At 69.2% G+C, this 15,216-nt stretch carries 18 protein-coding genes and 2 pseudogenes; 2 read left to right on the top strand and 18 right to left on the bottom strand.

Annotated features, from left to right (window positions below; genetic code table 11):
- Positions 1-114: 114 nt before the first annotated feature.
- The 14 genes and pseudogenes from PGN37_RS02105 to PGN37_RS02170 form a co-directional block, all read right to left on the bottom strand.
- Positions 115-1,485 (bottom strand): annotated as a pseudogene (locus PGN37_RS02105) (cytochrome P450).
- Positions 1,482-1,968, bottom strand: a pseudogene (locus PGN37_RS02110) (pyridoxamine 5'-phosphate oxidase family protein). Before PGN37_RS02110 ends, PGN37_RS02105 begins: the two co-directional pseudogenes overlap by 4 nt.
- A gap of 41 nt (positions 1,969-2,009) precedes the next feature.
- Positions 2,010-2,351, bottom strand: a complete 342-nt coding sequence (locus PGN37_RS02115; protein WP_335329375.1) for a hypothetical protein — start codon at positions 2,349-2,351, stop codon at positions 2,010-2,012.
- Positions 2,352-2,399: 48 nt separating this feature from the next.
- The gene (locus tag PGN37_RS02120; protein ID WP_335329376.1) at positions 2,400-2,990 is read right to left on the bottom strand and encodes a TetR/AcrR family transcriptional regulator; all 591 of its coding nucleotides are present in this window, start codon (positions 2,988-2,990) and stop codon (positions 2,400-2,402) included.
- Complete coding sequence (locus PGN37_RS02125) at positions 2,977-3,837, bottom strand: oxygenase MpaB family protein (RefSeq protein ID WP_335329377.1); 861 nt, start codon at positions 3,835-3,837, stop codon at positions 2,977-2,979. Before PGN37_RS02125 ends, PGN37_RS02120 begins: the two co-directional genes overlap by 14 nt.
- Positions 3,838-3,967: 130 nt before the next feature.
- Positions 3,968-4,246 (bottom strand): hypothetical protein, encoded by a 279-nt coding sequence (locus PGN37_RS02130; protein ID WP_335329378.1) that lies wholly within the window; start codon positions 4,244-4,246, stop codon positions 3,968-3,970.
- Complete coding sequence (locus PGN37_RS02135; protein WP_335329379.1) at positions 4,243-4,737, bottom strand: DUF3093 domain-containing protein; 495 nt, start codon at positions 4,735-4,737, stop codon at positions 4,243-4,245. Before PGN37_RS02135 ends, PGN37_RS02130 begins: the two co-directional genes overlap by 4 nt.
- Positions 4,734-5,186 (bottom strand): hypothetical protein, encoded by a 453-nt coding sequence (locus PGN37_RS02140; RefSeq protein ID WP_335329380.1) that lies wholly within the window; start codon positions 5,184-5,186, stop codon positions 4,734-4,736. Before PGN37_RS02140 ends, PGN37_RS02135 begins: the two co-directional genes overlap by 4 nt.
- Positions 5,187-5,204: 18 nt before the next feature.
- Entirely contained in the window at positions 5,205-5,621 is a 417-nt protein-coding gene (locus PGN37_RS02145) for a hypothetical protein (RefSeq protein WP_335329381.1), read from the bottom strand.
- The gene (hemB, locus tag PGN37_RS02150) at positions 5,618-6,598 is read right to left on the bottom strand and encodes a porphobilinogen synthase (protein ID WP_335329382.1); all 981 of its coding nucleotides are present in this window, start codon (positions 6,596-6,598) and stop codon (positions 5,618-5,620) included. The genes PGN37_RS02145 and hemB overlap by 4 nt, the downstream gene beginning before the upstream one ends.
- 14 nt (positions 6,599-6,612) lie before the next feature.
- Positions 6,613-8,280, bottom strand: a complete 1,668-nt coding sequence (locus PGN37_RS02155) for a bifunctional uroporphyrinogen-III C-methyltransferase/uroporphyrinogen-III synthase (protein ID WP_335329761.1) — start codon at positions 8,278-8,280, stop codon at positions 6,613-6,615.
- Between the two features lie 8 nt (positions 8,281-8,288).
- Entirely contained in the window at positions 8,289-9,224 is a 936-nt protein-coding gene (gene hemC, locus PGN37_RS02160; protein ID WP_335329383.1) for a hydroxymethylbilane synthase, read from the bottom strand.
- A gap of 7 nt (positions 9,225-9,231) precedes the next feature.
- On the bottom strand, positions 9,232-10,602 hold the full coding sequence (locus PGN37_RS02165) for a glutamyl-tRNA reductase (protein ID WP_335329384.1): 1,371 nt from the start codon (positions 10,600-10,602) through the stop codon (positions 9,232-9,234).
- A 57-nt stretch (positions 10,603-10,659) separates the two neighbouring features.
- On the bottom strand, positions 10,660-10,914 hold the full coding sequence (locus PGN37_RS02170) for a glutaredoxin family protein (protein ID WP_335329385.1): 255 nt from the start codon (positions 10,912-10,914) through the stop codon (positions 10,660-10,662).
- A gap of 39 nt (positions 10,915-10,953) precedes the next feature.
- Here PGN37_RS02170 and PGN37_RS02175 point away from each other — a divergent pair, with 39 nt between their 5' ends.
- Positions 10,954-11,865, top strand: coding sequence for an HAD family hydrolase (locus PGN37_RS02175; protein ID WP_335329386.1), 912 nt, complete (start codon positions 10,954-10,956; stop codon positions 11,863-11,865).
- Between the two features lie 30 nt (positions 11,866-11,895).
- On the top strand, positions 11,896-12,429 hold the full coding sequence (locus tag PGN37_RS02180) for an FAS1-like dehydratase domain-containing protein (RefSeq protein WP_335329387.1): 534 nt from the start codon (positions 11,896-11,898) through the stop codon (positions 12,427-12,429).
- Positions 12,430-12,441: 12 nt separating this feature from the next.
- Here the strand turns inward: PGN37_RS02180 and PGN37_RS02185 are convergent, their stop codons facing one another.
- From PGN37_RS02185 to PGN37_RS02200, 4 genes are all read right to left on the bottom strand, one after another.
- The gene (locus PGN37_RS02185; RefSeq protein ID WP_335329388.1) at positions 12,442-13,515 is read right to left on the bottom strand and encodes a lysophospholipid acyltransferase family protein; all 1,074 of its coding nucleotides are present in this window, start codon (positions 13,513-13,515) and stop codon (positions 12,442-12,444) included.
- A gap of 66 nt (positions 13,516-13,581) precedes the next feature.
- Positions 13,582-14,658 (bottom strand): SDR family oxidoreductase, encoded by a 1,077-nt coding sequence (locus PGN37_RS02190; protein ID WP_335329389.1) that lies wholly within the window; start codon positions 14,656-14,658, stop codon positions 13,582-13,584.
- Between the two features lie 30 nt (positions 14,659-14,688).
- Positions 14,689-14,790: a 30S ribosomal protein bS22 gene (locus tag PGN37_RS02195; RefSeq protein WP_003402602.1), complete on the bottom strand. Its 102-nt coding sequence runs from the start codon at positions 14,788-14,790 to the stop codon at positions 14,689-14,691.
- Positions 14,791-14,917: 127 nt separating this feature from the next.
- Positions 14,918-15,181: a helix-turn-helix domain-containing protein gene (locus tag PGN37_RS02200; protein ID WP_143818113.1), complete on the bottom strand. Its 264-nt coding sequence runs from the start codon at positions 15,179-15,181 to the stop codon at positions 14,918-14,920.
- Positions 15,182-15,216: the final 35 nt, after the last annotated feature.

Raw genomic sequence — 15,216 nt, forward strand, 5'->3', positions numbered from 1 at the left:
GGACCTGTGCGGTCACGAATCCCCGCGTCATGAGCAAGGCCGAGGCGGCGCCGGCGGTGACCGGATGGATGCGGCCGCTGTTCGCGGTGCTGCCGTTCGAGCAGGCCGTGCTGCTCACGTCCGGGTACGCAGCCGGGCTCTGATCGGTCCCTTGGCCACCGTGGTGAACGGCACCTCGCATGCGAAGTCGTCGTCCAGCGACTCCACGGTCATCGCACGGACCACTGTGGCCAGCGCCAGCGTCGTCTCCAGACGGGCGAAGTGCTCCCCGATGCAGGGCCGCGAACCACCGAGGAAGGGCAGGAACTGCCAGCGGTCGCGTGCGGCGACGTTCTCGGGGCTGAACCGGTCCGGGTCGAACGTCATCGGATCGGGCCACAGCTCGGGGTCGTGGTGCAGCGCGTACAGGCCCAGCGCCACCAGGCTGCCCGCCGGCACGCGGTAGCCCGTCACCTCGAGGTCGCGGGTGGCCACCCGGGCCACCCCGGCCGCCGGCGGACACAGCCGGACCGCCTCGTGAAGCACCTGCACGGTGTAGCCGAGGCGCGACACGTCGGCCGGGGTCAGCTCCCCGTCCCCGATCGCGGATGCCTCGGCCGCGACCCTGTCCTGGATCTCCGGGTGATGCCCGAGAACCCACAGCGCATACGTCAGCGCCGTCGCTGTCGTGTCGTGGCCGGCCAGCATGAAGATCAGCAGATCGTTGGAGATTTCCTCGTCGGTCAGGGGGCGACCGGTCTGCGGATCGCTTGCCCTGATCAGCGCCTGCACCAGCGGTGCATCGCGATCCGGGTCGTCCCGGCACGCCTGCACCATCTCGTCGGTGATCAGCCGCATCGCGTCCACTGCGCGGCGCGCCCGCCGGCGGGCCAGGGTGGGCATCCACCGCGGTGCCCGCACCGGGCGCAGTGCGCGGTCGGCCGTGTAGGACGACGCCACGTGCATGCACCGGGCAATCGTGTCGCCGCGCTCGTTCAGGTCGACACCGAGCACGGAGCGGCCAGCGACTGCATCGCGACGCGACGGCACTCCGTGTCCAGGTCGACTTCTCCGCCACCTGGCCAGCGGTCCACGAACGCCTGCGCCGCACCGGACATGTGGCCGCCGAACGTGCGGACGTTGAGCTTGGTGAACACCGGCTGCAGCGCGCGTTTGCGGGGACGCCACTGCTCGTTCGGCAGGACGAACAAACTGTCCCCGGCCATCTGGCGCACCTCGTCGTGGATGATGCACCGGTCGGTGGCGGCGTCGTTGCGGCCCAGCACATCCCGCATCCCGGCCGGCGACGTCACCGCGACGATGGCCGGCACGACGCCGGAGGGTCCGAGTTGGATACGGGTCACCGGACCACCGGCGTCGCGGATGACCTCCTGTCCCGTGTCGAGCCGCCGGACCAGCTTCACGAGCTCCCGCAACGGGAGGGGGTTGCGCGGCAACCGGCGGCAGCGACCGGACGTCGACCGCACGCTCGTCGCGCACCGTCATTCCGCCCGCCAGTTCAGCACCTCGCCGGTCCCGGCGGTCATCGTCGTTCCTGGCATCACCCGCAGCCGGTAGGGCGCCAGCCGCAGCACCGCGAACTGGTCGCTGGTGGGTCCGTCGGCCCAGAACGGGATGATCGCAGGGTCGTAGCCAACGGGCGGCGGCGCGGTGGCGAACCGCTGCCACACGTCTCGACGGGTCTCGTCGTCGGTGTACCACTCGACCAGACACTCGGCGCTGCAGGTGTCGTGTGTGGTGGTCCAGTAGCTGACCGACACGTCAGGGTGGACGGCGAGGTGGGCGCGCTTGACCGGGCTAGGCACCGTCGCGATCCAGCCGAAGAGATCGGTGCCGTCCCACTGCCAGATCGGGTGGAGGATGCGCGTGCGCGGTTTGCTGTCCGCATCGACGGTGGCGACCGACGCCCACACGATCGAGTGGGCCATCTCCCACGAAAGCGGGTGCGATCCGCGCCAGAGGGGTCACGCCCTCAGCCTAGGCAAGAACGCGTCCACCCACCCCGGCAGTCAGCCTTCGAGCTTCTCCTTGAACTCGTCGGTGCTGCGGTACTCGACATTGCCGATGTCGGCGCTGGTCTCGATCTTGCCCTTGTCCTCGTCGTCGACCCAGTCCGTCACCGACGTGCCCGACACCGTGCCGCTGCTTCCGGGCAGCGTGGTGGTCTGCAAGTTCTCTTCCTTGTATGCCTCGGCCATCTCTTTGGCCTTCTCGCGGTGCTCGTCGGTGACTTCCGGCTTCTCGGTGAGGTTCTGCTCGTCGGAATCCGGGGCCTCGGTCACGTGCTCGAGTTCGACATTGGGGGTGTCGTCCGGGGACCGCTGTTCGGTGGAGGTGTCGTCGGCGCTCATGGCCAAGGGACTGCCCGAAAGTGTGAGCAACGAAACAGCGGGTCCCGCTCAGATGAGTGCGCCACGCAGCGCGACGGGCAGGCTGGGCAGGAAGTGCCGGCGGGCGAACGCGCGGACGTCGTCGGCCGTCTCGAGAGGTTGCGCGCTCGGCAGCAGCAGCACCATCTCGGCATAGCGCAGGATGCAGTCGGCGAAGTCCTCGACGGCCTCGGGCCCGATGCGGTCGGCGAAGCCGGGCGGGAAGATCTGCTGCAGGGCGTCGACCATCCGCGCGATAGCGGCCCGGTGGTAGCGCCCCGCCAGCTCCAGGGCCAGCCCCGGATCGTCGTCGACCATGCGGTGCAGCACCCGGTGGTTGCGGAACTCCATGATCGACAGCGTGAACGCCTCGATGTAGTAATCCTCTTGCGGTGCAACCCTTTTCAATTCAGCGGCGATGTGGGCGAACAGCCGGATGTTCTCGCGCTCGATGACGGCGCCGACGAGCTCGTCCTTGTTGGCGAAGCGCCGGTAGATCGTGGTGCGGCTGACCCCGGCGCGACGGGCGACGTCGTCGAGGGCCACACGTCGGTAGCCGTGGCGCTCGAACTCGACCACAGCGGCGTCGAGGATGTGCGCCGTGGCGTCAGCCCCGGGCATAGCCCTTGAGGGCATATCCGGTGTAGCGCACACGCATCGGGAGATGGTCCCACGTCCAGTTGACCGGCCGTGAGCGCCAGAACGCCGCGAACCGCTGGTAGCGCCGTTCCTGACGCTGCGACCACGGCAGGTCCAGCAGATCGCGGGCGCGCGGCGGGAGCCCGCCGGTGGTGAGGAACGCGGCGAGCGGGTTGAAGACCGGTGCGACGAGACGCCACACCAGGGGGTGCACGGCCTTGGGCTTCGGCAAGCCCTTGGTGACGTAGCCGACGCCGTACTTCGCAGACGGGTGCGCGACGAGAACGCGTTCCATCATGGTGTCCCAGTAGCGCTCGAACTCGGCGTAGGTCGCGGGCATCGGCCGATCGCTGACCCCGTAGCGCCGGTACCAGGTCTTGGATTCCTGCCAGATCTGCTCGCGTTCGGCGGGGCTCAGGCGCTTCACGAACGTGTCGGCGAAGTAGTAGATCTGCTCGACGAACGTCGCGTGCGCCCAGAAATAGGTGTCGGGATCGAGGGCGTGGTAGCGGCGATCGGTGCCGGGCAACTCGCCTTTGACGTGGTGATGGAAGTCGCGGACCTGGGTGCCGGCGTTCTCGGTGTCGGAGCCGTAGACGGTGTTGAAGATCGGCGGGATGGTGCGACGCAGCCGTTCGGCGGTGTCGGCGAAGAACGTCGAATGGTCGTACACACCCTGCCCGAGCTCGGCGAGCATGTTCTGCAGCACCGCGGGCCGCGGTCCGATCAGGTACATCCTGTTGTCGCCGAAGTACTTCCACACCAGCGAGCCCGGGCCCAGGGGCAGTGCGTCGTCGAGGGGTTCCGGCGTGCGCGCCAACTCCGTCATGAGAGACAGTGTTACAAATTTTGCACTTTGTACCAAGAGGGTGTGGCCAGGGGCACAGTGCAGCGGGTGGTCCAGGTGCGCCGGGTGAGAAGCCAGGGCTGCGATTCGCGCCCGGTGGCAGCCAGGAACGCTATTCCGCGGCCGGTGGGGAGGCCGGTGGGGAGGCGGGCAGTGGGGGTGCCGGCGCACGTCGGCGCGCGATGACGAGCACGATCAGCACCCCGGCCACCGTCGCCAGGAGCAGCGACAGCGTCAGCAGCGGCGCGTAGTACACCTGCGACGTGGTCGAGGGCTGCCCGTCGAGAACCGGTGCGACGACCACCGTCCGGCTCGCTGCCAGCCAAGAGACCACGCACCCGACGACGGCCAGCACCGCCAGCGACACCTCGACGACGGACCTGCGCGTCACGACGCCCTCTCCGGCGGGATGCGCTCCTCGACGAGGTTCGTCAACGCCGCCCGCAGCAGCTGATGCTTACGGGCCCATGCCTGGGCGGTCCGGTCGTTGGTCAGCCGCAGCCCGATGCCCGTGCGGCCCCGCGGCACGCCCGTCAGCTCGCCCAGAGCGCGCGCAGACTGCCACTTCGGGGTCTCCGAACCCTCGGCCTCGGGATACACCCGCACGATGTCGGCGGTCCGGGTGACCTCGGTGCCCTGGCGCAGCGTGTCCACGGTCAGCTCCACCGAGGTGTGGATGCGCGCCGCCTTCACCTGGACGCCGAGAAACAGGGTCACGAGTACGAAGAACAGCACCGGAACGATCCACTGGACGACGCCTGCCGACAGCTGGATCAGCGCCATGGCGATACCGGCCCCCGGGCCTGCGAGCACCCACAGCCAACTGGCGCCCTGCTCGTAGAACAGCACCTCGCTCGCCGGCGGCGCAGTGGACTCGGTCATGGCAGCTCCTTCCCCTCCGGCGCCCGCTCATACCAGGCCCGAACGGACGGCCGCGTCATCAGCGCGACACCGACGAGGATCGGCAGCGCGGCGACCAGGATGAGCGGCTGCCCCACCCCGAGGCCGACAGCGAGGAGCAGCACGACGCCGACGAGCGAGAACGCCAGAGCCAGCGTGGCCATCCGGAACCGGCTGTCGCCAGCCCGCGCCTTGCTCGCCAGGAAGGCCAGCGCCCCGGCGGCCAGCACCGCCCCGACACCGATCAGACGATAGACGATCAGGTAGTTGCGGACGCGCTCGTCGCTCACGTCGGCGGGGATCGCCAGCCGGGCGGCATCGAACGTCGCGGTTGCCGACATCAGTCCGCCGACGATCATGATCACCGCGCCGCCCATGAAGCACCAGAACGAGGCGTCGACGAGGCGAGGGCGGGAAGCGGAGGTCGGCATCGAGGTCAGGGTAGCCAATCAGCGGGTGAAGAACTCGTGGGCGTCCTTGCGGTGGAGCAGGAACACGCCCCCGCACACCAGGACGGAGCCGACGATCACCGCGCCCGCATACATCAGGGCGGCCGCCTCGGAACGGTCGATGCTGAACAGCTCGCTGACCGAGAACACCACGGCCGCGATCGCCCCGCCGGTCAGGCAGGTACGCACCCAGCGGTAGCCCTGCCGCAGCAGCACGAGGAACGTGGCCACCACCGAGACGAGCACCGCGAGGAACACGAGGCTGATCGCGAGCATCAGGCCGCTCACCCGCTGCGGGCCGGACACCAGGTCCACGACGAAGCCGGCGGTCATCAGCGGCAGCGCGGCCACCCACAGCCAGAAGCCGGTGTCCACGTCGGGCGGGCGGACCGGACCGGGCTCCGTCGGCTCCGTCACGAGAGGCGGCGGGCCACGTCGGCGGCCCAGTAGGTCAGCACGATGTCGGCGCCGGCTCGGACGATGCCGGTCAACGACTCCAGCACGACCGTGTCCCGGTCGATCCAGCCGTTGTCGGCGGCCGCGCAGATCATCGAGTACTCCCCCGACACCTGGTATGCGGCAACGGGAACCGGTGAACGGTCCGCTGCGGCCGCGACGATGTCGAGGTAGGACATCGCAGGTTTTACCATGATGACGTCGGCGCCCTCGTCGATGTCCAGGTCCACCTCGTGCAGCGCTTCGCGCGCGTTGCCGGGCTCCTGCTGATAGGTGCGGCGATCCCCTGTCAGACTCGAGGACACCGCATCTCGGAACGGACCGTAGAACCCCGAGGCGAACTTCGCGGCGTAGGCCAGGATCGCGGTGTCGATGTGCCCCGCGGCGTCGAGTCCCTCGCGGATGGCCGCGACCTGCCCGTCCATCATGCCGCTGGGACCCACCATGTGTGCGCCCGAATCCGCCTGCGCCACAGCGAGTTCGACGTAGCGACGGTTGGTGGCGTCGTTGTCCACTCGGCCGCGGTCGTCGACGACGCCGCAGTGCCCGTGGTCGGTGAACTCGTCGAGGCAGGTGTCGGCCATCAGCACCGTCGCATCGCCGACATCGGCGGACAGATCGCGCAGCGCGACGTTGAGGATGCCGTCATGGTCGGTGCCTGCCGAGCCGCGCGCATCCTTGTCCTCGTCGCGCGGAACCCCGAACAGCATCAGCCCGCCCACACCCGCGTCGACCGCGTCGGCCGCCGCGCGACGCAGCGAATCACGGGTGTGCTGAACGACTCCCGGCATGGACGCGATCGGACGCGGTTCGTCGATACCGTCGGCGACGAACATCGGCAGCACGAGCTGGCGTGCCTGCACTGACGTCTCGGACACCAACCGGCGCATGGCCGGAGTGGACCGCAGCCGCCGCGGACGATGACTCGGGTAAGGCATGACCGTCCTTGCGGTTAGCGGCGGCGGCTCTTCTTCCGCGGGGGCGGAAGCGCGCCCTCGGCGCGCAGCCGGGCAGCGTGCTCGGCCAGCGCCTCGACGAGCGGCCCGACCGCGGCCACCTCCGGTTGCACATCGACGCGCAGCCCGAATTCTGCTGCCGTCTCAGCGGTTTTCGGTCCGATGCACGCCACGATGGTGCGGGCGTGCGGCTTACCAGCGATGCCGACGAGGTTGCGCACCGTGGAACTCGACGTGAAGCACACCGCATCGAAGCCGCCGGTCTTGATCATCTCGCGGGTCTGTGCCGGGGGCGGGGCCGCGCGCACCGTCCGGTAGGCGGTGACGTCCTCGATCTCCCAGCCCCGCTCCCGCAGCCCTTCGGCCAGGGTCTCGGTGGCGATGTCGGCGCGGGGCAGCAGCACCCGGTTCACCGGATCGAAAATGTCGTCGTACGGCGGGAATTCGTCGAGCAGACCCAGCGAGCTCTGCTCCCCGGTCGGCACCAGCTCGGGGTTGATCCCGAAGGCGCGAACCCGGTCGGCGGTGGCCTGCCCGACGCAGGCGATTTTCACGCCCGAGAACGCACGCGCGTCCAGCCCGAACTCGTTGAACTTCTCCCACACCGCGCGCACCGCGTTGGTAGAGGTGAACACCACCCACTGGAATCGGCCGTCGACGAGACCCTTGACGGCCCTTTCCATCTGGGCCGGGCTGCGGGGTGGTTCGACCGCGATGGTCGGAACCTCGATCGGCAGCGCGCCGTGGCCGACGAGCCGCTCGCTCATCTCGCCTGCCTGGTCCTTGGTGCGCGGCACCAGCACGGTCCAGCCGTACAGGGCGCGGCTCTCCCACCAGTTCAGCTTCGAGCGGTTGGCCACGGTCCGGCCGATCGTGACGACCAGCGTGCCGGTCAGCGGACCGGACGGCTCGACGCCGGCGGGCTTGTCCAGCACGGTTTTGTCCAGCAGGCCGGCCAGCGTGGTCTCGACGGACCGCTGCGCACAGGTGGTCCCGTTGGCGGTCACGACGGCGGGCGTGCTGTCAGCCAGCCCGTACTCGATCAGCGTGCGCGCGGCCTCGGGCAGGTGCGACGCGGTCGCGTGCAGGATCAGCGGCCCCGGTGCGGCGGCCAGCGCGGCCCAATCCACCTGCGGGTCGCGGACATCGGCGACGGTGTGCGACGAGCCGAGCGGCAGACCGGCGTAGGTCGGCACAGCTGAGGTGTCCGGCAGGCCCGGGACGATCTCGAACGCAAGCTGGGTGCGTGCCAGCGCACTGACCTCGGTGATGACGGCGTCGATCGACAGCGGATCACCGGCGACGAGGCGGACCACGTCGACACCGGTGCGCGCCTCGGTGGCCAGCGTCTTGGCGACCTCGGCCGGATCGCCCAGAGCGGGCCGGATGTCGGGGCCACCGGGGATCGAGGGCTCGGCCGTCTCAGCGGGCGCGGCGGCCGGGTCACCGGCGTCGGGCGCCTCGGCCGGCAACGGCCCCGACGGCGGGGGCAGTTCGGAGCCGACCAGCGCGAGCACCGCTTCCGGTACGTCGGGGTCGACGAAGACCAAGGCCGCGTTGGCCAATACCGTGCGGGCGCGCGTCGTCAGCAGACCCGGGTCCCCGGGTCCCGAGCCGACGAACGTGATGCGGCCGGGCTTGCCCTTGCGTCCTCGCAAGGTCATCTGGCGAGTCATGTCCCTCTCCCGCGATCGTCCAACAGTTCCCGCGCGCCCAGCTCGAACAGCTCCGCGGCCACCGAGAGCCCCAGCTCTCGTGCCCGCTCGGGTGTCCCGATGCCGGACGCTCGGATCACGTCGGATCCGTCCAGCGTCGCCACGCAGCCGCGCAGCGACACCTCTTCGAAGACGCGACCGTCCTCATCGATCGACTCGACCACCTCGGCGATCGCGCCTACCGGTGCGGAGCACCCCGCCTCCAGTTCGGCGAGCAGGGTCCGCTCTGCGGTAACCGAGACCCGGGTGTCGGCGTCGTCGAGCTCTGCCAACACCGAGACCAGGCCGGAATCACCGGCACGGCACTCGAGCGCCAACGCACCTTGAGCCGGCGCCGGCAACATCTGTACCGGTTCCAACGTCTCGGTGACAGCGTCGAGGCGACCGATGCGGGCCAATCCCGCCCGGGCCACGACGACGGCGTCGAGATCACCGCTGCTTACCCTGTTCAACCTGGTATCTAGGTTGCCTCGTAGGGGGCGGATTTCCAAACCGAGACCCAGTGCTCTAAGCTGCGCCGTCCGTCGCGGGGACGATGTGCCGACCACCGAGCCGGCCGGCAACTCGCCGAGCACCAGCCCGTCGCGGGCCACCAGCGCGTCGCGGGCGTCCTCGCGCACCGGGATCGCGGCGATCACGAAGCGGGGGTCGGCTGCGGTCGGCAGATCTTTGTAGGAGTGCACGGCCATGTCGACGGTGTTGTCGGCAATCGCCTCGCGCAGTGCGGCGGTGAACACACCGATGCCGATCTCGGCGATCGGCGCGGAAGAACGGTCCCCTTCGGTGGAGATGATCACCAGCTCAGCGGCGTGCCCGCGGGCGATGAGAGCATCACGGACGAAGCCTGCCTGGGTGGTGGCCAGCAGGCTGCCCCGCGTGCCGATGCGGATCACTCTGTGATCACTCTGCGCTATCGAGATCGGTTGCGCGAACGGTCATTTCGTCAACTGCGACAGCGCCGAGCTCACTGCCGGCCACGGCGTCGACGGCGTGCTGGTCGAGTTCGAACAGCTCACGCAACGCCTCGGCGTAGCTGTCTCCGCCTGGTGCGCCCGCCAGCTGCTTCACGCGCACCGTGGGGGCGTGCAGGAGCTTGTCGACGACCCGCCGCACCGTCTTGGCGACCTCGTCGCGGTACGCCGAATCCAGCCCCGGCAACCGATTGTCCAGCCTCAGCAGTTCCGCCTCGACGACGTCGGCGGCCCGTTGACGCAGCGCGGTGACGGTCGGCGTGACCTCGGCCATCCGCTGACCGGTCAGGTAGTCGGCCACCTCCGCGGCGACGATGGTGCGGGCCGCCTCGGCATCGGAGGTCGCCGTGCGCGCGGTCGGCTCCCGCAGGATGCGCTCCATGTCGATGACATCGACGCCGGGCAGTCCGGCGACCGCGGGGTCGATGTCGCGGGGCATGCCCAGATCGCACATGACCAGCTGCTTCGTGCCGCCCAGTCGCTGCGCCAGGCCGCGGTGCACGTCGGCGAGCGTCACGACGGGCCGCACGGCGCCGGTACAGCTGACCACCACGTCGGCGTCGGTGAGAAGCGGCGGCAGATGGTCGAACGGAAACGCCTCCGCGGCGAGCCCGTCGCTGCGGACGTTCTCGGCGAGGCGCTTGGCACGCGGCAGTGAGCGATTCACCACATGGATGCGCTCGATGCCGGCACGCATCAGCTGCTTGGCCGCGAGGGCCCCCATCGAGCCGGCGCCCACCACGACGGCAGACCGCCCGGCGAGCGACCCGATACGAGCTTCGGCCATGTCCAGGGCGACGGAGACCACCGATGCGCCGGCCGCGTCGATGCCCGTCTCCGAGTGCACGCGCTTGCCGACCGACAGCGCGCGCTGCGACAGCTCGTGCAGCGTGCGGCCCACGGTGTGATTCGCCTCGGCGGTCGCGTACGCGCGGCGCACCTGGCCGAGAACCTGCGCCTCGCCGACCACGGCGGAATCGAGTCCGCTGGCGACGGAGAAGAGGTGCTCGACGGCGGCTTCGGCGTAGCGGACGTAGGCGTACCGGGTCAGATCCTGCAACGACATCCCGGAGTGCTCGCCCAGCACCTGGCCGATGACCGAAAGACCGCCGTGGAAGGCCTCGACCACCGCGTACACCTCGACGCGGTTGCAGGTCGACAACACCATGGCCTCGGTGACCAGCGAAGATTGCAGGATCTGCTCGATGATCTTGGCCTGATCGGCCTCGTCGGTGCTGAGTTGCTCGAGCACCGACACGGGCGCGCTCCGGTGCGAAACCCCGAAAAGCAGTACGCTCACGGCTTCCTCACCACCCCACCACGGTAATCGCTGACCAGCTGGGCAGCCAAATTCGCCTCAGCCGGCGAGATCCGCGCGCAACCTCGGTTCGTCGAGTTCCCAGTAGCCGTGCTCGACACCGTCGAGCAGGACGACGGGCAGGCGGTCACCGTACTCGGCGCGCAGAGCCTTGTCCCCGGCCGCCGCGGCCTCGTCGACGTCGGTGACGCGCAGCGTGAACCCGAGCTCGTCGCGCAGCTCGGCCAACCGGCCGGCCACCTTCTGACACATCGGGCAACCCTGGCGGGTGAGTAGGTGCACGGCACGATCCACCCCGCCAGTATCGCGACCCGGTGACCTACTGTTGTATCCGTGTCCGACGGTACTGAGATCGGCATCGACTCCCGGGCGCAGCAGATCGCCGGGGAGAGCAGCGCCGCGGTCGCGGCCGAGGGCATCGTCGATCCCGCTATCGAGACCGGCGGCGAGGTGCCCGGCCCGCCGCCGCCTCCCCCGGATCTGACTGCCGCCGCGTTCTTCGACGTGGACAACACGCTGGTGCACGGCTCGTCGCTGGTGCACTTCGCGCGCGGGCTGGCGGCTCGCGAGTACTTCACCTACAAGGACTTGGCCCGCTTCGCGATGGCGCAAGCGAAGTTCCAGCTCACCGGCCGCGAGAACAGCGACGACGTGGCGGCGGGGCGTCGCAAGGCCCTGGCGTTCATCGAGGGCCGTCCGACCGCGGAGCTGGTGGCTCTCGGCGAGGAGATCTACGACGAGATCATCGCCGACAAGATCTGGCCGGGCACCCGGGCGTTGGCGCAGATGCACCTCGACGCCGGTCAGCAGGTGTGGCTCGTCACGGCAACGCCCTACGAGCTGGCCGACACGATCGCCCGCAGGCTCGGGCTCACCGGTGCGCTGGGCACGGTCGCCGAGTCGGTCGACGGCGTGTTCACCGGGCGGCTGGTGGGTGACATCCTGCACGGCACCGGCAAGGCGCATGCCGTGCGGTCGCTGGCCATCCGCGAGGGCCTGAACCTGCGCCGCTGCACCGCCTACTCCGACAGCTTCAACGACGTGCCGATGCTGTCGCTGGTCGGTACCGCCGTCGCGATCAACCCCGACGCCGACCTGCGCGACCTGGCGCGTGAGCGCGGGTGGGAGATCCGCGACTTCCGCACCGCCCGCAAAGCGGCGCGCATCGGCGTGCCGTCGGCGCTCGCGCTGGGTGCCGCCGGCGGCGCGTTGGCGGCCGTGGTGTCCCGTCGCGACCCCAAATAGCCTCCCGCACCGCTGATAGGCTCGCGCCTCATGACCATCGCCGAGAACATCATCGGGACCCACTACCGGTATCCCGATTATTTCGAGGTCGACCGCGAGAAGATCCGGGAGTTCGCCCGCGCCGTCAAAGACGACCATCCCGCGCACCACAGCGAGGAGGCCGCCAAGGAGTGCGGCCATGACGCCCTGATCGCGTCGCTGACCTTCCTCGCGGTCGCCGGCCGGCGGGTGCAGCTGGAGATCTTCAACCAGTTCGACGTTCCGATCAACATGGAGCGCGTCCTGCACCGCGACCAGAAGATCACCTTCCACCGGCCGATCCTGGCCGGGGACAAACTGTTCTTCGACTCCTACCTGGACTCGGTGACCGAGTCACACGGCGCGGTGCTCACCGAGGTTCGCGGCGAAGTGACCGACGAGCGCGGCGAGCCGGTTCTGACCAGCGTCGTCACGGTGATGGGTGAGGCGGAGTCGGATACCGAGGCCGACGAGATCAGCGACCGCATCGCCGCACGACGTGACGAAGCGCTGCGCGCGATGGTGGCAAAGCAGACCGCCCAGTAGGACCGCAGGAGATCAGCCGAAGAAGGTGTTCCTGCGGTTGGCCAGCAGCTGGTAGAGCGTCTGCTGGATGGTCTCGCGGACCTGGTCGGTGATCTCGAAGGTGATCATCGGGTCGTCGGCGGCCGAGTCGTCGTAGCCGGCTGTGTCGATGGGCTCGCCGAACTGGATGTACCACTTGGACGGCAGCGGCACCACGCCGAGCGGGCCTGCCAGGGGGAACAGCGGGGTCACCGGGAAGTACGGCAGGCCGAGGAGCCGTGCCAGCAATTTCACGTCGGCGACCATCGGATAGATCTCTTCGGAGCCGACGATCGAGCAGGGCACGATCGGCGCCTTGGTGCGCAACGCCGCGGAGACGAAGCCACCGCGACCGAAGCGCTGCAGCTTGTAGCGGTCCTTGAAGGGCTTACCCAGGCCCTTGTAACCCTCGGGGAACACCGCGGTGAGCTCGCCGGCGGCCAGCAGTCGGTGGGCGTCGTCGGTGCACGCCATCGTGTGGCCGGCCTTGCGTGCGGCCTGCCCGACGAACGGCATGTCGAACACCATGTCCGCGGCCAGCAGACGCAGATCGCGCTGCGCGGGATGGTTGTCGCGGACCGCGACCGATGTCATGAGCCCGTCGAAGGGCAGCACGCCGGCATGGTTGGCGACCACGAGACCGGCGCCGGACTCCGGCAGGTTCTCGACACCGCTGACCTCGACCCGGAACCACGAGTTGAACAGCACCCGCAGCACGGGCAGGAAGACCGCATTGTTCAGGTGGGGATCGAAGCCGAATTCGTCGACGGTGTAGTCGCCGACCATCCTCTTGCGGATGAAGTCGGCTACCGCAGCGATCCGTGTGGCGAGTTCACTCGGGGCGTTGTCCTGCGCCGCGCCGAACCCGGCTCCGTCGCCGCGATGGGCGTCGATGTCGCGGACGACGGCGGACAACTCTTCGGCGGTGGCGCGCCCATCGGCGTCGCCGTACAGAGACGGATGCCGCCGAGATCGATCTCCCCGTTGCGCCGCCGCTCGACGGGCCGCTGCGCTACGACTCGAATTCGAGTGCAGGGGAATGACTTTCGCTTTTGACTCGCCCGCCACCGTCTCGCTTCTCACCTTCCTGGCCCTCGAGCTAGGGTGTCCCCGCCCCCTCGCTGAGCACTGAGTCTAGCGTCCGAAGCGCGCCGCTGCCGACACTGCGCGGTGCTCCACAGCAGAAACCCAGTTCGGATCCACGATGGGCTTGAGTCCCCGGCCGCGCACGTAGTCGTCGAAGGCCTCGGTCGTGGTCCACTTCGGGGTGAAGCCGAGCTCGGTGCGCAACCGGCTGGTGTCCATGACCCGGCCGTAGCTGAGGTAGTCCAGGCGCTCCCGGTCGAGCTCGGTCGTGCGGCCGGCCCGCCACAGCGACAGCGCGGCACGGGGCATCGGGAGCGCGAGCCGCCCGGAGCGGCGAACCGCCTGGCTCATCATGATCACCCCGGACGCACCCACATTGAAGGTGCCCGCCTTGCCCGCGATGGTCGCCCGCTCCAACGCCCCCAGCGCGTCCTGTTCGTGCAGCAGCTGCATGCGGGCGTCGTGGCCGATGATCGTCGGCACCACCGGACCGGCCAGGTAGCGCGACAACGCGGTGTCCATCGCCGGCCCGATCATGTTGGCCAGCCGCAGGATCGTGACGGCGATGTCGGGCCGTCTGCGGCCCAGCCCGCGCGCATAGCCCTCGATGTCGATGCTGTCGCGGGCGAACCCTTCCCCGGGTGGCCTGCGCCGGCTGCTGCTCTCGGCGAACAGCACGGGATCACGGGCACTCGACCCGTAGATCTCCGACGTCGACTTCAGGATCACCCGGCGCACCGACGGCGCCTTCTGGCAGGCCGCGAACAACTGGATCGCGCCCATCACGTTCAGTTCCTTGAGCGTGGCGCGGCCACCGGACCTCGGCGCGTAGGACGCCGCCGCGGCGTGCACCACGGTGTCGACGTCGCCGTTGCGAATCACCTTGGCGATGAACGGATTCCGGATGTCGGCGCGGACGAACTCCGCGCGACCCATCCGACGGAGGAGATCCTTGCTCGGGGCGATCGCGTCGACCGCGATCACGTGGTTGATCAGCGGATTCTGCGCCAGCCGAGCGGTCAGATACCCGCCGAGGAATCGGCAGGCACCGGTGACCAGAACGACCTTGGGGTAGTTCAGACCGTCTCGGGCATCGGAGCCGCCCGAGTTACCCCCAGCATCCATCTCCGCAGCCTAGCGGCAGACGCCGCAGGACTACTTGCCGAGTTTTCTGCGCTGCACCCGGGTGCGACGAAGCAGCTTGCGGTGCTTCTTCTTCGACATGCGCTTACGCCGCTTCTTGATGACAGAACCCATGAACTCCGCTACCTCGGTTTTTTCGACGATCTCGACCGGTCACACTACCTGCGACGGTCCCCGCGCCGAAATCCACCCGTCTGCGGCCCGGGACTAGCCGGCGATGAGCGCTTGCGCGAAGAGCAAACTAGCCCGCGTCGAAGTACGAGCTCTCCAACATGTCGTGAACGGCTTTGGCGTGGACGCGGAACGACCGACCGACCCGCACCGCCGGCAGCTCACCGTTGTGCACCAGCCGATACACGGTCATCTTGCTGACCCGCATCAGGCTGGCCACCTCGGCCACGGTGAGAAATTGCGCACGAGGCGGTTGACCATCGGACTGGCCGGCGTCACGCGCGGCCTTTCCGCTGGCTGAATCCCGCGCCGACGGCCCGTTCATAGACGTCATCGCAACCCAATCCATCAGGCGCGGGCAGTTCCAGC

Source organism: Mycobacterium kyogaense (assembly GCF_036946525.1).
In the GTDB taxonomy this organism is placed as follows: domain Bacteria; phylum Actinomycetota; class Actinomycetes; order Mycobacteriales; family Mycobacteriaceae; genus Mycobacterium; species Mycobacterium kyogaense_A.